Here is a 20,222-nt window from a genome sequence, read left to right as displayed (position 1 = left end):
TTTCCGTTGCCCTCGCCCTCTTCACACATACCCCACCCGGCGGTCAAGCTCTCCACCGATGACGGCGCCTGCCAGGCTCCCGCGAGAAGATCTTTGGGGTGACCAGTCCGTTGCGTATCGACCGGGTTCTCGGTGGTCGGCCCTTCGCCGAGATCGGTGAGCCTGCCCTTGCCGTCGCCGACGAGAGTCGTGGCCTGCTGGCAGTGGCGGGCACCTACGCGTTCGGTACTGCGCCGGTAGGTGTCTACGACGTCGGTGATCTGGGTTGCCGCGCTCTTCTCCGCTCGGGCTACCCCGTGCACTCGATGGCCTTCCACCCCACGTTTCCCCTCCTGGTGGTAGGCACAGGTCGCTACGACGGCGGCTATTTCTTCGAAGGCCAGTTGCTCCTGCTGGACCTGGAGACAAGTACCGGGGTGTCACTCATCGAAGACCCGCTCGGCCGTCAAGTGCTCGCCCTGGAATGGCTCACCGGCCAGGAACTACGTGTGCTGATGGCGCCGCCTGACGACTGGCAGGACAAAAAGGCATGGGCTGAGGGACACGTTGTGGTGATGCGCCGGCACGATTGGCGAGTGGGTACGTAGCCGGACACCGACGTTCACCCGGCAGCCACGCTTGGCACGACACTGACTGGCACCCTCAGGTGCTCAGCAATCGGGCTTCGTTCCTTTGTGTTGCGCCTTTGGATCAGGCTCACGGATGTGGACTCCGAGGTCCTGGCGCATCGCCGCGCCGAGCGCGGCGAACCGTTCCTGGCGGTCTCCCGGAGCCGGCTCGGCGGGCGGACCGGTGAGCCTCCCCAGCACCTGGTCCCCCTCGTCCCGCAACTCCCTGGTCAGTTCCCCGGCGATCCGGGTGACCTCACCGGGAGCGAGTAGTTCGACGGCGTGCCAGGCCCGGTCGAACGGGTCGCTGAGCGCCGTCAGGCGCGCGGACACCGGGCCGTCGAGGGGCAGGGCCTGCGCCCGCCGGCGGCGCACCGCCTCCAGGACCCGGTCCTGCTCGTGCAGGACCACCAACAGTTCGGTGTACGCGGCCCGCCGGTCGGCGAGCCAGCGGGCCGCGTCCTCTCGTTGCCACTGCCGGGCGCGTTCCTCGCGCTCCAGGGACCAGCTCCGGTCGTCGCGCCTGCGGGTGAGCACCTGCGTGACGATCGACGCGGCGAGGGTGCCGAGGACGCCGAGGACGGCCACCGCCATCGGCACCCACAGAGGGATCAGCAGGGACATCCGCACAGTGTCCCGGACCGGACCGGTCGACGATGCCCCTCCCCCACGGCCGGTCGGCCCCGCTCCGGTACGTCGACGCACCCCACGGAGCGCTGACGGAAACGCGACAGGACTGGCCCTCCCGTCCACCGTTGACGATCATTGGCAGGGTGCGCGCCGGAGCCTGTCGGCGCCCGGTCCGTGGCGACGAGGATGGGGCATGGTGGAGCAGAGTCACAGCCCGCCGGACGGCGTGGTGACGGCTGACCGCTCGGAGCGTGCCGTCGCGGCTGACCAGAAGGCCACGGCGGCGTCGCTGACCCCGCCGATGGGCAGGCGGAACCCGCACCTGCCCATCCGCGGCCGGGACCTGGTGTTGAAGGAGCTGAGCGGCGCGCTCGCCGGATCGGGTCCCCGGGTGCACGTCCTGCACGGGCTCAGCGGCAGCGGCAAGTCCGCGATCGCGCTGGAACTGGTGCAGCGCGCCCTCGCCGCCGGCGTCACCACCTGGTGGGCGAAGGCGGACGACGAGCCGAGCCTGGTCGAGCACATGCGCGCACTGCTGCGCCGGGTCGGCGTCAGCGACGTCGAGATGCTCAGCGGCCATCCCGCGGACCATCTCTGGTTGGCGTTGGCGAACGTCACGACCAGGTGGCTGCTCGTCATCGACAACGCCGACGATCCCGCGCTGCTGGCCGCCGGCACCGGGCCGCTAGCCGACGGGAGGGGCTGGGTGCGGCCCTACCAGGGCAGCAACGGCATGGTGCTGATCATGAGCCGGTCGTCGGATCCGAGCGGGTGGGGCCACTGGTGTGTGCGGCACAAGGTGGACATGCTCGACGAGGCGGACGCCGTCGCCGTCCTCCGCGACCACGTCGGCGTCGACGACGACGATCCGCAGGACGCGCGACGCCTGGTCGATCGCCTCGGTCGCCTGCCGCTGGCGCTGCGGCTCGCCGGGGCGTACCTCAGCCAGGCGCGCGACACGGCCTGGCCCGACCCGGCGGTGCCCTCGACGTTCCGCGGCTACCTCGACGCGGTCGACGCGGGCCGCGTCGCCCTGCGAGACCCGGACCTCGTCCGCCCGGGGCAGCAGTTCGTCGACCGCGCCTGGGACATGTCCCTTGACCTGCTCCGGCGGCGCGAGCCACCGTTGACCATCACGCTGCTGCGCCTGGCCGCCCACCTGGCCCCGGCGCCCATGCCCTGCCCCGACGTCCTCAACGCCACGTGCCTGAACCTGACCGGCCTCCCCGGGACGACGAACCAGCAGCTCGGCCGGGCTGCGGCAGCCCTGCGCGACCTGGGGCTGATCGACCTGCTGTCGTCCGACGGGCGGGCGTCGCTGGCACTGCACCCGCTGGTGCGCGACGCCGCCGAGCGGGAGCTGCCCGCCGAGCCGGGCGACCTGGCCGTCCTGACCACCCTGGTCCGCCGGTCCGCCACCGTCACCGGGGTCACGCCCGACGACATCTCCAGCTGGCCGGCGTGGCAGTCGGTCACCCCGCACGCCCTGCACATGATCACCATGCTGCTGCGGAATCCGGGGCAACCGGCGCAGGTCGTCGAGGACGCCTGCTACGCGGCCAACTTCGCCGCCCGCTCCATGCACGCCCGTGGCCTGTACCTGGCGGCGGACGCCGAGCTGCAGCGGATCCAGCGGCTGGCGACCCGGGATCTGGGCGAGCGGAACGGCGAGACGCTCCGCGCGCTGCACTACCAGGCCGTCGTGCACCACGCGCGGGGCCGGTACCGGGAGGCGCTGGACGCCTACGAGAAGGTCTACGCCGCGCGTCACGAGGTGTTCGGCCCCGACGACGTCGAGACGATCCGCAGCCGGCACTACCGGGCCCTGGTCTGGCACGAGCTGGGACGCCACGCGGAGGCCCAGGCCGAGTACGAGGCGGTGCTCGCCGACCGCATCCGGGTCCGCGGTCCGGATGACCGCCACACGCTGGCGACCCGGCACAACCTCGCCCGGCTGAAGCAGGACACCGGCCGGCTGGCCGCGGCGGAGGCCGACTACCGCGCCATCCTCGACGCCCAGCAGCGGACGATGGGCCCCGACTACCGGCACACCCTGGCGACCCGGCACAACCTGGCCCTGTGCCTGCACGCCCAGAACCGCCTCGCCGAGGCCCAGGCCGAGTACGACGAGGTCTACCACGTCGAACGTCGACTGCTCGGGGACGAGCACCCGGACACCCTCGCCATCCGGGCGAACCTGGCGGTGCTGGCGGAGGCGCGCGGGCACGTCGCCCAGGCGCGGCGGGAGCGGGACAGCGTGTTCGAGGCGCAGTGCCGGGTGCTCGGCGTCGACCACCCCGAGACCCGGGCCACCCGGCAGGGGCTGGTCCATCGTGGCACCCGGCCGGGGCCGCTCTGACGGCTACACCTGGGCCAGCGCCGGGGTGGGCAGGTCGTCGGCCGGGCGCGGGGTCGGGGTGGAGCGGTTGGGCAGCGAGAGCCGGATGACCTTCCACCAGGCCGAGGCGACCTGCTTCGGCAGGGGGCCGACGGTGTACGTCAGGCCGTACTTCGCGAACAGCGCCCGCACCTCGGGGGCGATCTCCTGGTACCGGTTGCTCGGCAGGTCCGGGAAGAGGTGGTGCTCGATCTGGAACGACAGGTTTCCGGTCATGATGTGCATCAGCCGGCTGCCGCTGATGTTGGCCGAGCCGAGCATCTGCCGCACGTACCACTCGCCCCGGGTCTCCCCCTGGATGGAGCGCCTCTCGAAGGTCTCCACCCCCTCGGGGAAGTGCCCGCACATGATCACCGAGTGGCTCCACAGGTTGCGGATCAGGTTCGCGGTGAAGGTGGCGGCCAGGGTGCTGAGGAACGACGGCCCGGACAGCAGCGGGTGGATGATGTAGTCCTTGAGGAACTGTCGGCGGATCTTGCGGCCGACCGCGCGGGCCCGGGCCCGGAACTCGGGGGCCTTGTGCCGGCCCTTGCGCAGGTTGCGACCCAGCTCCAGGTCGTACGCGGCGATGCCGTACTCGAAGAAGCAGGCGTTGATGAAGTTCCACAGCGGCTGGCCCAGGTGCATCGGGTACCACCGCTGGTCCTCGTCGACGCGCATGATGCCGTACCCGAGGTCGTTGTCCTTGCCGATCACATTGGTGTAGGTGTGGTGCAGCTCGTTGTGCGAGTGCTTCCACTGCTCGGCCGGGGAGACGTGGTCCCACTCCCAGGTGGTCGAGTGGATCTTCGGATCGCGCATCCAGTCCCACTGGCCGTGCAGGACGTTGTGGCCGATCTCCATGTTCTCCAGGATCTTGGCCACGGCGAGACCGGCGGTGCCGACCAGCCAGGCCGGCGGGAAGAGCGAGAACAGCAGCACGGCCCGGCTGCCCAGCTCCAACCGGCGCTGGGTGGAGATCACCTTGCGGATGTACGCGGCGTCGGACTCCCCCCGGCTGGCGATCACCCGGTCGCGGATGGCGTCAAGCTCCCTGCCGAGGGTCTCGATGTCCTCGGCGGTGAGGTGGGCGATCGGGTTGTGGGCCTTCTTCTGCATCACGGTCATGTCCGGCTCCTGTCAGAGGTCGATGTCGCAGGTACCGGCCGCCGCCGACACGCAGGTCTGGATGAGCACGCCGTCGCCGGGAACGGCGGTGGTGACGTCGCCGTTGCGCAGGTCGCGAACGGCGCCCTGGCGCAGCGGCACTACGCAGCCGAAGCAGATGCCCATCCGGCACCCGGACGGCATGAGCACCCCGGCCTCCTCGCCCACGTCGAGCAGGGCGGTGCCGCCGTCGGCGTCGGCGGTGACCCCGGCCCGGGTGAAGGTGACCGCGCCCCCGGCGCCCGGGGAGATCACCGTGGGCCGGAACCGCTCGGTGTGCAGCCGGTCGGCCACCCCGTTGGCGGCCCAGTGCGCCTCGACCGCGTCGAGCAGGCCGACCGGGCCGCACGCCCAGGTCTGCCGGTCGAGGTGGTCGGGCACCAGGTCGGCCAGCTCGGCCACGCCGAGCACGCCGTCGGTGTCGGTGTGCCGCTCCACGAGGCGGATCGCGCCCCGCCCGGCGAGGCCGCGCAGCTCGTCAGCGAACACCACGTCGGCCGGGGTCGGCGCGGAGTGCACCAGCACGACGTCGGCCGGGCCGGTCGCGCCGGAGCGGAGCATCCCCATCACCGGGGTGACGCCGCTGCCCGCGGTGACGAACAGGATCCGCTCCGGGGCGGTCGCGGGCTGCACGAAGTCGCCCTGGGCCTGGTCGAGCTGGACGAGCGTGCCGGGCCGCACCCGACGGACCAGGTGGTTGCTGACCCGGCCGTCCGGGATGGCCTTCACGGTGATCGAGATCAGCCCGTCGCGGTGGCCGGGGACCGAGGTGAGCGAGTACGCCCGCCACTGGCGGACCCCGTTGACGTCCACGCCGAGGCGGACGTACTGCCCGGGGGTGTGCCCGCGCCAGCCCCGCCCGGGCCGGATGGTCACCGTCGCCGCGTCCCGCGTCTCGGGGCGGACGTCGACGATCCGCCCGCGCAGGGCGGCCCCGGAACGCAGCGGGGCGACCATGTCGAGGTAGTCCTCGGGCAGCAGCGGCGTGGTGGCCGTCTCGGCGAGCCGGAACAGCCTGTCCCGGACTGTGAGCTTGCCGGGCGGGCGCGGGACGGTGGTGGTCATAAGACCAGGGTGACCGGCCCGATCGCATAACATCTTGGCCAAGGAAGGTGAAACAACCGCAGGGTCTTGTTCCGGGAGAACAATCTATGTCGGAAGGGTCCGGGACCAGCCGCCGCGCTGCCCACCTCGAACTGGACGAGCCGATGGCCGCCCGGCTGCGCGCCACGCTGCCCCTCGTCGCCGAGCGCACGGTGACCGCGATCACCGCCGAGGTGTCCGCCTACTCCGGCACCCTGACCGGCCAGATGCGGGCGAAGATCGAGAACGCGGTACGCATCGCGCTGGGCACGTTCCTCCAGCTCCTCGGGCGTCCCGAGGCGTCGGACCCGAGCACCCCGCTGACCCCGGCCCTGGAGGCCGCGTACGCGCTGGGCAGCGGCGAGGCCCGCTCCGGGCGCAGCATGGACGCGCTGCTCGCCGCGTACCGGGTGGGAGCGCGGGTGTCCTGGCGGGAGGTCTCCACCACCACCGTGCGCGGTGGGCTCGCCGCGGCGACGGTCGCCGAGTTCGCCGAGCTGATGTTCGCCTACATCGACGAGCTGTCCGCCGCCAGCGTGGCGGGGCACGCCGACGAGCTGGCCAGCGTCGGCCGGGCCCGGCGGCGGTACCTGGAGCGGCTGAGCCAGCAGCTGCTGGCCGGCGAGGCCGAGGACGTGCTGCGCCGCGGCGCCGAGCGGGCGGACTGGCCGGTGCCGCAGACCCTGACCGTCGTCCTGCTGCCCCGCAGCAGCCTGCGCACCGTGCTGACCGTGCTGAGCCCGCACACGCTGGAGAGCGGCGAGGACATGGCGGGGGTGGACCCGACCGAGGAGCTGGCCGTGCTGCTGGTGCCGGACGTGCACGGCGGCCGGCGGCGGCAGCTCGTCCGGGTGCTGCACGGGCACCGGGCGGTGCTGGGGCCCGCGCGGCCGTGGCACCGGGTGGTCGGGTCGTACGAGCGGGCCACCCGGGCGCTGTTGCTCGGGCTGCCCCGTGCCGCAGCCGACGCGCCGCTGGACACCGAGCAGCACCTCGCCGAGCTGCTGCTCAGCACCGACCCGGAGGCCCTGGACGATCTGCGCGCGCAGGTGCTGCGTCCGCTGGCGTCGCTGCCGCCGGCCACCGCCCACCGGCTCGCCGAGACGCTGCGCGCCTGGCTGCTGCACCAGGGTCGCCGCGACGACGTGGCGGCGGCCCTGTTCGTGCACCCGCAGACCGTGCGCTACCGGATGGCCAAGGTGCGGGAGATGTACGGCGACCGGCTGCACGACCCGGCGACCGTGCTGGACCTGACGCTGGCCCTGGCGATCCTCCCCGCTGGGGAGGGGGCCAACTGAGCCTGGCACAGCAGCCGGAGAGCCCTCAAACCGGTCCACTCCGTTCACAAAACACCCTTTAGCGCATTATCGGTCGCTACGCTGGATCCGTGCGGAGAGTACAGATTGTTGCCCTGCTGGGAGTGACGCTGCTGGCGGCCCACGGATGCACCGCTGCCGGCAGCGAACAGCGAAAGCGGCCCTCCGCCGCACCGGCGTCGACCGAGTCGCCCTTCGGCCCGCTGGTCGCGGGCATGCCGGCGTACCCGAAGCCGGGCAATGTCTACGCGGCCGTGGGGCCGGGCATGCTGGCCGAGCCGGTGCGGTCCGACCGGGCCCTGGTGTACGTGCCCAACACCAAGAGCAACGACGTGTCGGTGATCGACCCGGCCACGTACCGCGTGGTCGACACGTTCCCCGGCGGCCCCGAACCGCAGCACGTCGTGCCCGCCTACGACCTGCGGACGCTGTACGTGGCCTCCAGCAAGATTCCCGACGGTGGCCTGGTGCCCATCGACCCCCGCACCGGCAAGCCAGGGACGTTCCGAAAACTGGAGGACGTCTACAACCTCTACTTCACCCCGGACGGCCGGCAGGCCATCGTGGTCGCCGAGGCGTACCAGCGACTGGACCTGTACGACCTGGGCACCTGGCAGCGGACCCGTTCAGTGCGGTTCCCCTCGTGCGGCGGCATCAACCACATGGACTACTCCGCGAACGGCAAGATCATGCTGTTCAGCTGCGAGTTCGCCAACCGCATGCTCGTGCTGGACAGCATCACGCTCGACAAGCTACGTGAGTTCACGCTGACCGAGGCGCCCGACGGGATGCCACAGGACACCCGGCTCACCCCGGACGGACAGCACTTCCTGGTCGCCGACATGCACGCCCACGGCGTGTACGTCTTCGACGCCCAGGCCACCCGGCAAACCGCGTTCATTCCCACCGGCAAGGGCGCCCACGGCATCTACTTCAGCCGCGACGGAGAGCTCGCCTACGTCACCAACCGCGACGCCGGCAGCATCACCGTGCTCAACCTGGCCACCCTCAAACCCGTAACCACCTGGAAGATCCCCGGTGGAGGGAGCCCCGACATGGGCGGTCTCTCCGCCGACGGGGGCACCCTGTGGCTGTCCGGCCGCTTCCACAACGAGGTCTACGTGATCCGCACCAGCGACGGCAAGCTGCTCGCCCGGATACCGGTCGGCGCGGGCCCGCACGGGCTCACCATCTGGCCCCAGCCCGGCCGCTACTCCCTCGGCCACACCGCCAACATCCGCTGACGTTGGCTTCCACCGGAGCGCGCCCGGCTGCTGGTCGGAGTGGTCGCCCCGGCCCATGCCGCGGCCGTGAGGTCGCAGGCGGCGAGGCGCTGTCCGCGCTGCTGCTCGCCGCCACCGCCGGGCTGTCCAGCGCGCCGATCAGCGACGCCATCGAGCTGGACCGGCCGCGCCGGATGATGCGCGACCTGCTGGCCGGTGTCGGCGAGCCGTACCTGTAGTCCGGGTGGGCTGGGAGCGGCCGGCGACCGAGCTGCCGCCCGCGCCACGCCGCCATCTGGCCGACGTCGTGGAGGTCTACGGCTGAGCGGGGCGCCGCCGGGACGAGGCGGGGTGCTCTGGGCCGGCCGTCGTCGGCTCAGGCCGGCACCGGGGTACGGCGCGGGCCGGGTCGGTTGACGGCGTCGGGCACGTCCTCGCCGCGCAGCGCCAGCCGGACGCTCTCCGCTGCGGCGACCCCGGCCTTGACCTGCGCCTCGGCGGTCGACGCGCCGAGGTGCGGGGTGACCACCACCTGGTCGAGGGCGAACAACGGCGAGTCGACGCAGGGCTCGGTGGCGAACACGTCGATGCCGGCGCCCGCGACCCGGCCGGCGACGATCGACTCGGCCAGCGCCGCCTCGTCGACCAGGCCGCCCCGGGCGCAGTTGACGATCCGCACCCCCGGTTTGACCCGGGCCAGCTCCGCCCGGCCGATCAGCCCGACGGTCTCCGGGGTGCGCGGCAGGTGCAGGGAGATGAAGTCGCTGGTCGCCAGGAGCTGGTCGAGGCCGACCAGGGTGACGCCCACCCGGGCCGCCCGCTCGGGGGTGGCGTACGGGTCGTAGGCGACCAGCCGGGTGCCGAAGGAGGCCATCCGCTGGGCGAACAGCACCCCGACCCGACCCAGGCCGACCACCCCGACGGTCTTGCCGGCCACCTCCACGCCGGTGAACCGGGACCGCTGCCAGCGGCCCCGCTTGAGCTGGGCGTTGGCGGCGGCGGTGTGTCGGGCCACGGCGAGCAGCAGGGCGACCGCCTGCTCGGCGGCGGAGACCACGTTCGAGGTCGGGGCGTTGACCACCAGGACGCCGCGCGCGGTCGCGGCGGCCACGTCGACGTTGTCCACGCCCACACCGGCGCGGGCCACCACGCGCAGCCGAGTCGCCGCGTCGAGGGCCTCGGCGTCGATCCGGGTGGCGGAACGGATGACGACCGCGTCCGCGCCCGGCAGGGCGGCCAGCAGGGCCGTCCGGTCGGCGCCGGCCACCTGCCGGACGTCGTACTCCTCGGCCAGCAGGCGCAGCGCCGCCGTGGCCAGCTCCTCGGTGACCAGCACCCGCTGCCGGGGACGGCCGGCCCCGGTCGTCGTCGTCTGCTCGCTCATCTTCGCTCTCCTCGGGGGACGTGGCGGGGGATCTCCCCGGCGCGCCGTCGGCGCCGGTGGGCCGACGATGGACCGTCGGCGTTAGGCGGCGGTTACGCGGTCAGCGACAGCGGTTGGAGGTTGCGGGCGCCCCGGCGGCCGTCGACAACCGGACGCGGGGCGGAGGCCCGGCGGCCACGCAGCCGCCCGGCGAGGGCGAGGTCGAGAATCTGCCGGGTACGCCCGGTCGGGGCCACGTCGAGCCCGTCGCGCAGCCGCTGCACGCACAGGTCGTACCAGCTGCGGACCTGGCCGAGCTCGCCGAGCGTGCCGTGCACCACCAGGAGGTTCTGGTACGCCTCCTCCTGGAACGGGTCGACCGAGAGGATCCGGCGGCACCAGGTGACCACCGCCCGGGGGTCGTCGCGGAGCATGGCGTCGGCCCGCAGGTGGTGCAGGGACCGCAGCACCATGGCCCGGGCCCACTGGCGCTGCTCGTCGACCCATCCGGCAGTCTCCCCGTTGAGGAAGTCGCCCTGGTAGAGGCCGACCGCCCGGTGGTGGGCGGCCAGCGCCGCGCCGGTGTCGCCGGCCCGCTCGGCCTCCCGGGCGGCGTCCACCGCCGCCTCGAACTCCTCGGTGTCGACCCACATCCCGGTGCACCGCAACAGGTACCCGACGTCCTGGTAGACGATCTCCACCGGGGACCCGTCGGCGCAACCGCCGAGGATCTGCCGCAGCGCGTGCGCCGCCACCTTCAGCGAGGTCGACCGGTCCGTCTCGCAGCCCGGCCAGAGGATCTCGTAGAGCCGCTCGCGCGGCACCACGTGGTCCCGGTTCAACATCAGGAACTGGAAGAGATTGCGCGCCTTGCCGGCACGCCAGCGCTCGACCGGCGCGCCGTCCACGGTGACCGAGAAGTCACCCAGACAACGGACCGTCACGGCGGCGGAGGAGTTCGACAGCATGAGCGTCCTTTCCGGAACACCGGGGATCTCCGATGTCTCGACGCTAGAAATGCGGCCGAGCGCGGACAAGAGGATCGCTCAGAAGTGGGTAATGCCGATACGACCAAGGTGACAGTCGCCTACTACCTACCGCTCCCACCCGGTGTGACCACCGACGGACGACCGGCAGAGTGTCCACAACGGACGATCGCGGTGCGGACGACGACCGGAGGGAGTTGGCGACGATGACCACGACGGCGCGGACGGTGGTGCGACCGCCCCGGAGGTGGTGGCGGACGCTGGGGCTGTCCTTCGTGGAGGCTCGGCCGGTGGTGCAGGTGATCTTCCTGCTCCGGTTCGCCGGCGGCGCGGCCCTGGCGGTGCTGTCCGGGGGGTCCCCCGGCGGCGCGGTCGTCCGGGGCGCGGCGGCCTGGCTGCTGCTCACCTGGAGCGTGTACCTGATCAACGGCGTCGCGGACGTCACCGAGGACCGGGCGAACGGCTCCCGACGCCCCATCGCGCGAGGCCTGCTCGACCCCGGAGCCGCCCTGCGGACCGCGTACGCGCTGGCGACCGCCGGCCTGCTGCTGGCCGCGACGGTCGCTCCCACGCTGGTGCTGCTCGGGGCGGGGCAGCTCGCCCTCGGCTGGTGGTACTCGATGGGTCGGGCACCGCTGAAGCGGCGGGTGTCCGGCACCACCGGCTCGGTGGTGCTCGCGGGCCTGCTCACGTACCTCGCCGGCGCGAGCAGCGCCGAGGCCCGTCCGGTGCCGCACCTGTGGGTGTTCCCCGTGGCGATGGCGCTGTGGATGGCCGTCGGGGCGCTGGCCAAGGACCTCTCCGACGTGACCGGGGACCGGCTCGCCGGCCGGCGCACCCTGCCGATCGTGCGCGGCGAGACGTGGGCCCGGCGGTCCATCGCGGCCGTCGCGCTCACCGTCGCGCTCGCCTTCCTGATCTCGGCGCAGGACGCCTGGCCGCCCGTGCGGATCGCGTCCTGGCTCACCATGGCCGGCGCAGTGGTGCTGACCTGGTTGGCCTGCGGTTCGGGCAGCCGGGGCGGGCCGGCCCGCCGACGCCGCCCGTACCGGGTGTTCATGACCACGCAGTACCTGGCCCACCTGGCACTCCTCGGTCCGGTTGCGACCTGCGTCTGGGCTCAGGGACACTACGTGTGCGGGGGATGACTCGGACCATGGGGCGATGCTGGGCTGAGGGGTGCTGTGGGGGACACGCGCACGACGGCGGGCACAACGGGACGCGGCGTGCCACCAGCGCTCCGGGCCGAGATCCTCGACGCGTACGAACAACGACTACGGGCCACCGGTAACGCGATCCTCACCGATCCCGACGCCCGCCGGCAGGCGCTCCACCAGGCCAACGCGGTCATCGACGACGTCGGCCGGTACGCCCCCAGCGGCACTGCGGAGATGGGCCCGGTGGCGACGCCCTTCACGCTCACCGTCGGCCGGGACCGCGCGCAGCGGGGCATCCACCCGGTCCAGTCGCTGCGCGCGGCGACCCTGCTCTTCGAGGCCGCCCTGCCCCCGCTGATCCGCGAGTACGGCGGGACCGCCGCGCACGGCGACGCCACCGCCAACATCGCCACCGCCCTGCACCGGACGATCATGGCGCGCATCGAGACCGGCGCCCTGTCCTACGTGAGCTTCCTGCTGGAGCGGTTGTTCACCTCCCACCTGGCGGAGCGCCGCCGGATCGGCCGGGAGCTGCACGACCGGGTCGCCCACGCGATCGGCGTCGGGCTGCAACACCTGGACCTGCACCGCATCTACCGCGAGCGCAGGTCACCCCGGGCCGACGGCAAGCTCGACCAGGCCGGCCGGGCGATGCGGGAGGCACTGTCGCTCACCCGCGCCCTGTCGGAGGAACTGCGCCAGTCGGTGGGGCCGGCCGGGCTGGAGCACGTGCTGCGCGGTTACCTGGAGGCGAGCGTGCCGCCCACGGTCACGGTCGTCTGCACGGTCGCCGGCGACACCCGGGTGGTCCCGCCGGCCGTCACCGAGGAGATCTACGTCGTGCTGCGCGAGGCCGTCCGCAACGCCCTGCTGCACTCCGGCAGCGATCGGCTGGACGTGTCGGTGGAGGTCGGCGCGACGTCCCTGACGGCGACGGTCAGCGACCACGGCCGCGGGTTCGAGCCGGACCCGGCCGAACTGGCCGGCGGCGGGCTGCTGTCCATGCGGGAGCGGGTCGAGCTGGTCGGCGGGTCGCTGTCGATCCGGCCCGGCCCGACCGGGGGCACGACCGTCGCGATCTGCGTGCCGCTGTCCGGGGAGTCCCGGTGACCGACGCGGGCGCGGGGGCCGGGGAGCCGCAGACCCGGGTGGTGGTCGCCGACGACCACACCCTGTTCCGGGACGGCCTGCGCGAGCTGCTGGAGACCGACCCCGGCTGCGCCGTGGTCGGTGAGGCGGCGACCTCGGACGAGGCCCTCGCGCTCGTCGCCCACCTGCACCCGGACGTGCTGCTGCTCGACGTCGAGATGCCGGGTCCCGGGACCGCGGTGGTCATCGACCGGGTGCGTCGGGACTTCCCCCGGACCAGGGTGATCGTGCTGACCATGCACGAGAGCGCGGCCATCGTCCAGGACCTGCTGGCCCGGGGGGCGTACGCCTTCCTGGTGAAGAACATCGCCGGCGAGGAGCTGATCGCCGCGGTGCACTCGGTCGGCCGGGGCCGGAACAACGTGCTGCTGTCGGTCTCCCGGGAGACGATCGGCGACCTGGAGAGCCACCGGGATACCACCCCGGCGTTGGTGTCGCAACGCGAGCTGGACGTGCTTCGGCTGGTCGCGCAGGCGTACAGCAACGGGCAGATCGCCAGCCGGCTCGGCATCACCGAGGGCACCGTGAAGCGGCACCTGACCAACGCCTACGCCAAGCTCGACGCCGTGTCCCGGGTGGACGCCATCCGCAAGGCGGTGGCCGCCCGGCTGCTGTCCCCGGAGGAGACCGCCTGAGTCGCCGGCCCCGCCCCGAGTGGCCTCGGGCCGGGTGGCCGCCGGCCGTCGGCCACCCGGTCCGGGGCCACCCGGTCCAGGGCCACCCGGTCCAGGGCCACCCGGTCCAGGGCCACCCGGTCCGGCGCCGTCAGCGTCGGACCGTCCGGGCCTGCGCCACCGGCCCGCCCGGGGTTCCCGCCAGCACCAGCTCCCGCTCCCGCGTGTCCCGCCGGTCGGTGGTGACCCGCCCGGCGGCCCGGGCCACGCCGAGGACCCCGTCGACGAGCTCCGGCAGGCGGTGGGTGGGCAGGGCCTGCTTGCCGTCGCAGAGCGCCGCGGCCGGGTCGCAGTGGGTCTCGACGATGATTCCGTCCGCGCCGCAGGCCGCCGCCGCCAACGCGAGCGGCAGCACCCGGCTGGTCTCCCCCGCGGCGTGGCTCGGGTCGACGATGACGGGCAGGTGGCTGCGCTCCTTGAACACCGGGACGGCCGCGATGTCCAGGGTGAACCGGTAGCCCGTCTCGAAGGTGCGGATGCCGCGCTCGCAGAGGACGACGTCGGGGTTGCCGCCGTCGAGGATGTACTCGGCGGCCATCAGCGTCTCGTCGACGGTCGCGGCAAGTCCCCGCTTGAGCAGCACCGGCACCCGCAGCCGGCCCAGCTCCCGCAGCAACGCGTAGTTCTGCATGTTGCGCGCCCCCACCTGGAGCATGTCCACGGCGGGGAGCATCGCGTCGAGGTCCCGCACGTCGAGCACCTCGGAGACCACCGGAAGGCCGGTGGCGCGGCGGGCCTCGGCCAGCAGGGCCAGGCCGCGCCGGCCCAGCCCCTGGAACGCGTACGGGGAGCTGCGTGGCTTGAAGGCGCCGCCGCGCAGGGCGTGCGCCCCGCTGTCCCGTACCGCGTGCGCGACCTCGATGAGCTGGTCGCGGCTCTCCACCGAGCACGGGCCGGCGATGACGCTGAACCCGCCGGGACCGATCGTGGCACCGCCGAGGCGCACGCTGCTGGGCAGCCCGAGCCGGGACTGGGCGGAGGCGCACGGGTACTGCCCCGACACCCCGGCCACGTGCCGGACCTGGGGCAGGTGGGCGACCGCCTGGTCCACCCGGGCCAGGTCGCCGGTGAGGGAGAGCAGGGACGGGTTGTGCCGGCGCACGTCCGAGCCGACGCGGTCGGCCAGGTTGAGCACCTGGGACATCTCGCTCTCGGTGGCTGTTTCCCTGAGCACGACGATCACGGTCATGGTTCACCTCGCTGAGTCTTCGACGGGGGCCGCGCCGGCCGGCGCGGTCCGGGGCGGTGGCGGCGGACGGGCCGCCGACACCGGAGGAGGTCAGCCGCCGACCGGGACGGGGGCGGGGGGCAGGGACGCCGGGTCGGCGAGCCGGGCGCGCAGGGCCGCGTCGACGCGGTCGAGGAGCTCCGGGGCCAGGGCGGCGCGCTCGCAGGTCCAGTCCAGGCACAGCCCGGCGCCGTCGACGCGGGCGGTCAGGTCGGCGGCCACCCCGGGCAGCAGGTTCGCCCGCCGCACCGGCGTCCAGTCCTCGCCGCCGTCGTCGGCGGGCAGGAGGCGTACGGCGACCACCGGCCCGGAGTCCGCCGGCCCGCCGGTGAGCGGGCCCACGACGTCCCGGGCCACCGCCGGGGCACCGGCCGGGGCCGGCAGCCTGGCCGCCGGGGCGCCGGTGACCTCGGCGTACGCGCCGGCGGCCAGCTCGCCGAGCAGCTCGTCGGGGGTCGTGCCGGCGTGCCGGGCGGCGGCGGTGAGGGCACGCCACCCGTCGGGGACGGCGCCCTGCCGCCGGACGGGGTCGGGGGCGACGGGGACACCGACCGGGTCACCCACGGTGGACGGCGCGTCCCCGCCGAGGAGGAGGTCCCGGACGGTCACCTCGGGCGCCGGCCCGTCCAGGTCCTCGTAGCCGGCGGCGAGCAGCCGGGGCACCACCTCGTCGAGGCTGCGGTCGTCGGCGACCGCCGGGTGCACGGCCAGGTGGACCGCGACGACGTCGTCGGGCAGCAGGGTCAGCCGCAGCCGGTGCGGCGGCCCCTGACGCAGGTCGAACGGCTCGGCCAGCAGCTCGGCGCGGACCAGGTCGAGCCGGTCGGCGGCCTCGTCGTCGCCTGCCCCGGTCAGGTCGAGCACCGGCGGCGGGGCGGGCGCGAACTGCGCGACCCGCTGGGTGCCGTCGGTGGCGAGGACCAGCCGGAGGGCGTCCTGCCGTTGCAGCAGGCACTGCCACGCGGCGACGAACCGGTCGACGTCGAGCCAGTCGCGCCGCCACTCCACGTACCGCACTCCCGGCCCGCCGAGCAGGGCGGCCTGGGCCGCATCGAGGCCGAACGGCTCGTGGCGGCCCGCCTCGTCGTGCGCCACGACCGCCGGGGCCCGCCGGGCGCCGGCCCGGTCGACGAGGGCGGCCACGGTGGGGGTACGGAACAGCTCGGACATCTTCAGCCGAAGCTGCGCCTCGTCGCGCAGCCGCGCCAGCAGCCGCATCGCCCGCAGCGAGTCCCCGCCGAGTTCGAAGAAGTCGTCGTCGACGCCGATCTCGTCGAGGTCGAGCACCTCGGCCCAGATCCGGGCCACCCGCTCCTGCGCCGGGTCCTGCGGGGCGCGGTACGGGGTGTCCAGCTCGGGACGGGTGCGCGGCGGAGGCGGCAGCGCCGCCCGGTCGATCTTGCCGTTGGCCGTGGTGGGCAGGTCGTCGACGACGTAGGCGGCCGGCACCATGTACGTGGGCAGCAGCCTGCGCAGCGCGCCCCGGACCGCCGTCATCTCCGGCGGCCGGGCCCGGTCCGGCTCGATGTACGCGACCAGCCGACGCTCCCCGGGGGTGTCCTCGCGGGCCAGCACGGCGCACTGGCGCACCCCCGGCTGCTCGGCCAGGACGCTCTCGATCTCGCCGAGGTGCACCCGGTAGCCGCGGATCTTCACCTCGTTGTCGGTGCGGCCGACGATCTCGACGGTGCCGTCCGGCCAGTACCGGGCGACGTCGCCGCTGCGGTACAGCACCGGGTAGGGGTCGCCGGGCAGCTCGTTGGGCAGGAACTTCGTGCCGTTGGCCTCCGGCCGGTTGAGGTAGCCGCGCGACAGGCTCTCCCCCGAGATGTACAGCTCGCCGAGCACCCCCGGCGGCACCGGCTGGCGGTTGGCGTCCAGCACGTACGCCCGGACGTTGGCCACCGGGCGGCCGACCGGCGGCATCCGGTCGGGGCGGCCCTCGGGCGCCTCGGCGGCCAGGCCGGACAGGTCGCAGGTGCCGACCACGGTGGCCTCGGCCGAGCCGTAGACGTTGAGCACCCGGAACGGCAGCGCCGGGTCGGGCCAGGAGCGCACCCGCTCACCGGCGATGCGCATCCAGCGCAGCGTCGTGTCGGCGGGCCAGTCCAGCCGCCACAGCCGCTCGGCCATCGCGGTGAGCACCAGCGACTGGGTGATCCGCTGTTCGACCAGCCAGTCCCGCAGTTGCTCCGGCGACGCGGCGACGGACGGATCCGGGATGTGCACGGTGCCGCCGACGGACAGGATCGGGAAGCAGTCGACCTGGACGAGGCCGAAGCCGGGCGAACAGAGCCAGGTGCCGCGCTGCCCCGGCGCCAGGCCGCACTGCTCGCGCAGCACGTGCACCGTGTTGCGCAGCGGGCCGTGGCGCAGCTGCACCGCCTTCGGCCGGCCGGTGGAACCGGAGGTGTACGCGATGTGGCAGACCTCCTCGTCGGCCACCGGGCAGCCGGGGTCCACGGCGGGGGCGGACCGCCACTCGTCGCCCTCGACCAGCACCACCGGGCACGCCACGTCCCCGAGCCGGCCGCGCAGTCCGTCACGGGTCAGCACCGCCGCGGCCCGCGAGTCGTCGACCATGAACTCCAGCCGCTCCTGCGGGTACTCGGGGTCGAGCAGCACCGCCGTGGCGGCCAACCGGAACGTGGCGAGCTGGGCGAGGATGCTCTCGGGGCAGCGTTCCAGGCAGACCCCGACCCGGTCGCCCCGGCCGACGCCGAGGCCGGCGAGGTGCTGGGCGAGGCGGTTCGCCCCGGAGTCGAGGTCGCCGTAGCTGAGGGCGCGGTCGCCGTACACGACGGCCGGGCGCTCGGGAGCCTCGCGGGCGACCCGGGCGACCAGCTCGGGAAACTGCTCGGGCGGGAACTCCCGCGCGGTGTCGTTCCAGTCGTACAGGATGGCCGCCCGCTCGTCCGCGCCGAGCAGGGGCAGCTCGGCGACGCGCGCGTCGGCGTCCCCGGCGAGGGCGGTGAGCAGCCGGCCGAGGTGCCCGGCGAGACGCTCGACGGTGGCGGGGGCGAAGCGCGGATCGGCGACGAGGACGGTGCGTCCCTGGGCGGTGGTGGTGACGGTCAGCTCGGCGACGCCCGGGGCGGCCTGCTCGGGCGGCCCGTCGGTCACCACCGCGTGGCAGGGGCGTTGCCCGCCGGCCGGGTCGAGGCCGCGCACCTCGGCCAGCTCGGCGCCGGTGACCTCGCCGAGGTCGACGGCCGCGCCCAGGGCCCGGGCAGCGGCGTCGCGCAGCTCCGCGCCGGTCTGTCCACCGTCGACGGTGAGCTGGACGGCGAGCAGCCGCCCGGTCGCCGGGACCGCCCGGCCGACGAGCAGCCGGGGCTCGCCGCCGTAGCGGTACAGCAGCGCGCCGACCCCGGCGAGCAGGTCCCCGGCCGGATACGGCCCGCCCGGCACCTCGCGTACGACGGGCACGGCGTCCGGCGCCCCGGTGGTCCGGTCGGCGGGCAGGTTGACCGCTCTCGGCACGTCCTGCAGATGTCGCTCCCACGCAGCGGTGTCGGGCACGGCCGCCTCCTTCAGGTAGTCGACGAGATTCCTCTCGGATCGCCGGATGTCGTTGGCTGGTCGATGTCTCTCGGTCTCAGGCTGGTCGATGTCTCTCCGTCTCGGCCGGACGCTAGGCAGCCCGGGTTAGGCCCCGGTTACGGGCGACCGGGCGGTGCCCGGGGAAGGCCTGCAGCCGGACACGATCGGACGCGGAGGGGACGACGGGCGGTGGGTAACCGGGAGGCAACCGGCGGCCCGTATCATTTCCCCCTCAATCCCCAGGAGCCGGTCCGTGACGGATATGGCGGGCCGGTTCACGAAGGATCGGAGGCCGGCCCATGGCACCGCAGTTCCTCCGCGTCGTCGTCAACCGCGCCGGACGGTACGCACTGTGGCCGCACGCCCGCCCGACGCCGGCCGGCTGGACCGACACCCACTTCATCGGCAGCCGCACCCGCTGCCTCGCCCAGGTCGGCGAGCTCAGCCGGGGCCGCGGTGCACCCACCGCCGATGCCGTCGGACGCCCTCCGCCGCCGCCGGACGCCGCGGGACGGCCACCGACCAGCGCCGCGGCCCAGACGCTGACCGGCCTGCTGGCCTCGGTGACCGCCGACGCCCCGAACGCGTCGGCGATCGTCCACGAGGGACGCCGGACGAGCTTCCGCGACCTCGACCGCCGGTCCAGCGCCCTGGCCCGGCTGCTCGCCGAGCACGGCGTGCGGCCCCGCGACACGGTGGGGCTTCGGCTGCGCGCCGGGGTGGACGCGGTGGTCGGACGGCTCGCCGTGCTCAAGGCCGGAGCCGCGTACCTGCCGCTGCCGGCCGGGCACCCGGCGGGCAGGGCGCGTGTCGGGTTGCGCCTGGTGCTCAGCGAGCCCGAGTGGGCCGCGTCGGAACGCCGCCACGCCGCACCCGTGCTGGCCTGGCGGCACCGGGACCCCACCGGCCGGGCACTGGTCCGGGCGGTGCGAACGGACGACCCGGCGTACGTGGTGACCGGCGCGGTCCCCCTCGGCGGCCTGCTGCTGGCGCACCGGCACCTGGTGGTCGCCGGCCGGTCGGCCACGGCCGTCCCCTCCCCGGGCCCGCAAGCGGGGACCCCGCCTGCGGGCCCGGGACTCGTCGCGCCCGGGGCGGCCGAGGGCGCCCTGTGGGGTCCGCTGTTGCGCGGGGACGAGGTCGCTCTCGACCCGGTCACCGGGAACGCGCCCATGCCGCCGGCCCCGCCGCCGCTCGACGCGCTGACGCTCGACGCGCTCACGGCCGACGCGCTGACGGTGGACACCCCGCTCGTCGAGGCCCTCACGGTCGACGCGCTGACGGTCGGGCCGCTGCCGGTGGGCCGCTGGCAGGTGCTCGACGACGACCTGCGGCCCGCCCCGACGGGCCGGCTCCACGTCGGCGCCGCCTGGCTGGGTCAGGTGGCCGCCGACGACCCGGTCCGCTCGGCGCAGTGGCTGGTGCCCGACCCGTCCGATCCGAGCGGCGACACCACACTGCTGGCCACGGGCTGGCGGGCGGAACAGGCCCCGACCGGCCCCCGGCTGCTGCGCCCCCGGGACTGACCCCGGCCCGTCACCTTTCTGACCGTCCCCCGCCCACCGACCCGCCGACGGTCGGCCCAGCCACCGGGAGCCCACCCCGCCAGGGTGCCGGTCCCACCGGGAGCCGGCCGGGAACGGTCTCCCGGCCGGCTCGCGTCACCGCTGGCCGGGGCGGGCGCGGTCACCCCGGCGGGCGAGCCGTTGCGATCCGAA

The 20,222-nt window shown here is 74.2% G+C and carries 15 protein-coding genes and 1 pseudogene; 9 read left to right on the top strand and 7 right to left on the bottom strand.

Going from position 1 to position 20,222, the window contains the following annotated elements; translation table 11 throughout:
* The first annotated feature begins 98 nt into the window (after window positions 1-98).
* A complete protein-coding gene (locus OG617_RS26805) occupies window positions 99-587 on the top strand; it encodes a hypothetical protein (RefSeq protein WP_405095714.1) in 489 nt (162 codons plus the stop codon).
* 63 nt (window positions 588-650) lie between these two features.
* On the opposite strand, the gene OG617_RS26800 is transcribed toward OG617_RS26805, so the two are convergent.
* Entirely contained in the window at window positions 651-1,232 is a 582-nt protein-coding gene (locus OG617_RS26800; protein WP_405095713.1) for a hypothetical protein, read from the bottom strand.
* Between the two features lie 199 nt (window positions 1,233-1,431).
* Between OG617_RS26800 and OG617_RS26795 the strand changes: the two genes are divergently transcribed.
* Window positions 1,432-3,597 (top strand): tetratricopeptide repeat protein, encoded by a 2,166-nt coding sequence (locus OG617_RS26795; RefSeq protein ID WP_405095712.1) that lies wholly within the window; start codon window positions 1,432-1,434, stop codon window positions 3,595-3,597.
* 3 nt (window positions 3,598-3,600) lie between these two features.
* On the opposite strand, the gene OG617_RS26790 is transcribed toward OG617_RS26795, so the two are convergent.
* Both OG617_RS26790 and OG617_RS26785 read right to left on the bottom strand, forming a co-directional pair.
* Window positions 3,601-4,743, bottom strand: coding sequence for a fatty acid desaturase family protein (locus OG617_RS26790; protein ID WP_405095711.1), 1,143 nt, complete (start codon window positions 4,741-4,743; stop codon window positions 3,601-3,603).
* 12 nt (window positions 4,744-4,755) lie between these two features.
* Window positions 4,756-5,847 carry a ferredoxin reductase gene (locus tag OG617_RS26785; RefSeq protein WP_405095710.1) on the bottom strand — a complete coding sequence of 364 codons (1,092 nt, stop codon included), beginning with the start codon at window positions 5,845-5,847 and terminating at the stop codon, window positions 4,756-4,758.
* Between the two features lie 86 nt (window positions 5,848-5,933).
* Here OG617_RS26785 and OG617_RS26780 point away from each other — a divergent pair, with 86 nt between their 5' ends.
* From OG617_RS26780 to OG617_RS26770, 3 genes are all read left to right on the top strand, one after another.
* A complete protein-coding gene (locus OG617_RS26780; protein WP_405095709.1) occupies window positions 5,934-7,163 on the top strand; it encodes a PucR family transcriptional regulator in 1,230 nt (409 codons plus the stop codon).
* A gap of 89 nt (window positions 7,164-7,252) precedes the next feature.
* Window positions 7,253-8,425, top strand: coding sequence for a beta-propeller fold lactonase family protein (locus OG617_RS26775; protein WP_405095708.1), 1,173 nt, complete (start codon window positions 7,253-7,255; stop codon window positions 8,423-8,425).
* Window positions 8,426-8,427: 2 nt separating this feature from the next.
* Complete coding sequence (locus OG617_RS26770) at window positions 8,428-8,643, top strand: hypothetical protein (RefSeq protein ID WP_405095707.1); 216 nt, start codon at window positions 8,428-8,430, stop codon at window positions 8,641-8,643.
* A gap of 173 nt (window positions 8,644-8,816) precedes the next feature.
* Here OG617_RS26770 and OG617_RS26765 read toward each other — a convergent pair.
* Both OG617_RS26765 and OG617_RS26760 read right to left on the bottom strand, forming a co-directional pair.
* Window positions 8,817-9,788 (bottom strand): annotated as a pseudogene (locus tag OG617_RS26765) (hydroxyacid dehydrogenase); the annotation flags it as partial.
* 92 nt (window positions 9,789-9,880) lie between these two features.
* The gene (locus tag OG617_RS26760; protein ID WP_405095706.1) at window positions 9,881-10,735 is read right to left on the bottom strand and encodes a BTAD domain-containing putative transcriptional regulator; all 855 of its coding nucleotides are present in this window, start codon (window positions 10,733-10,735) and stop codon (window positions 9,881-9,883) included.
* A gap of 224 nt (window positions 10,736-10,959) precedes the next feature.
* Between OG617_RS26760 and OG617_RS26755 the strand changes: the two genes are divergently transcribed.
* The 3 genes from OG617_RS26755 (at window position 10,960) to OG617_RS26745 (ending at window position 13,694) form a co-directional block, all read left to right on the top strand.
* Window positions 10,960-11,901, top strand: coding sequence for a UbiA family prenyltransferase (locus OG617_RS26755; protein WP_405095704.1), 942 nt, complete (start codon window positions 10,960-10,962; stop codon window positions 11,899-11,901).
* Window positions 11,902-11,979: 78 nt separating this feature from the next.
* Entirely contained in the window at window positions 11,980-13,020 is a 1,041-nt protein-coding gene (locus OG617_RS26750) for a sensor histidine kinase (protein WP_405095703.1), read from the top strand.
* Window positions 13,017-13,694, top strand: coding sequence for a response regulator (locus OG617_RS26745; RefSeq protein WP_405095702.1), 678 nt, complete (start codon window positions 13,017-13,019; stop codon window positions 13,692-13,694). The genes OG617_RS26750 and OG617_RS26745 overlap by 4 nt, the downstream gene beginning before the upstream one ends.
* A 130-nt stretch (window positions 13,695-13,824) precedes the next feature.
* Here the strand turns inward: OG617_RS26745 and aroF are convergent, their stop codons facing one another.
* Window positions 13,825-14,922, bottom strand: a complete 1,098-nt coding sequence (aroF, locus tag OG617_RS26740) for a 3-deoxy-7-phosphoheptulonate synthase (RefSeq protein WP_405095701.1) — start codon at window positions 14,920-14,922, stop codon at window positions 13,825-13,827.
* A gap of 90 nt (window positions 14,923-15,012) precedes the next feature.
* Window positions 15,013-18,483, bottom strand: coding sequence for a non-ribosomal peptide synthetase (locus tag OG617_RS26735; protein ID WP_405095700.1), 3,471 nt, complete (start codon window positions 18,481-18,483; stop codon window positions 15,013-15,015).
* 320 nt (window positions 18,484-18,803) lie between these two features.
* Between OG617_RS26735 and OG617_RS26730 the strand changes: the two genes are divergently transcribed.
* Window positions 18,804-20,030, top strand: coding sequence for an AMP-binding protein (locus tag OG617_RS26730; RefSeq protein ID WP_405095699.1), 1,227 nt, complete (start codon window positions 18,804-18,806; stop codon window positions 20,028-20,030).
* The last annotated feature ends 192 nt before the right edge of the window (window positions 20,031-20,222 follow it).

Source organism: Micromonospora sp. NBC_01412 (genome assembly GCF_045040215.1).
GTDB classification, from domain to species: domain Bacteria; phylum Actinomycetota; class Actinomycetes; order Mycobacteriales; family Micromonosporaceae; genus Micromonospora; species Micromonospora rubida.
This window is presented reverse-complemented; position numbering and strand designations above follow the sequence as displayed.

Bases quoted from the DNA above. Each gene is read 5' to 3' on its own strand.
- OG617_RS26755 (WP_405095704.1), top strand. From the start codon at position 10,960: ATGACCACGACGGCGCGGACGGTGGTGCGACCGCCCCGGAGGTGGTGG.
- OG617_RS26760 (WP_405095706.1), bottom strand. From the start codon at position 10,735: ATGCTGTCGAACTCCTCCGCCGCCGTGACGGTCCGTTGTCTGGGTGAC.
- OG617_RS26730 (WP_405095699.1), top strand. From the start codon at position 18,804: ATGGCACCGCAGTTCCTCCGCGTCGTCGTCAACCGCGCCGGACGGTAC.
- OG617_RS26795 (WP_405095712.1), top strand. From the start codon at position 1,432: ATGGTGGAGCAGAGTCACAGCCCGCCGGACGGCGTGGTGACGGCTGAC.
- OG617_RS26800 (WP_405095713.1), bottom strand. From the start codon at position 1,232: ATGTCCCTGCTGATCCCTCTGTGGGTGCCGATGGCGGTGGCCGTCCTC.
- OG617_RS26790 (WP_405095711.1), bottom strand. From the start codon at position 4,743: ATGACCGTGATGCAGAAGAAGGCCCACAACCCGATCGCCCACCTCACC.
- OG617_RS26785 (WP_405095710.1), bottom strand. From the start codon at position 5,847: ATGACCACCACCGTCCCGCGCCCGCCCGGCAAGCTCACAGTCCGGGAC.
- OG617_RS26780 (WP_405095709.1), top strand. From the start codon at position 5,934: ATGTCGGAAGGGTCCGGGACCAGCCGCCGCGCTGCCCACCTCGAACTG.
- aroF (WP_405095701.1), bottom strand. From the start codon at position 14,922: ATGACCGTGATCGTCGTGCTCAGGGAAACAGCCACCGAGAGCGAGATG.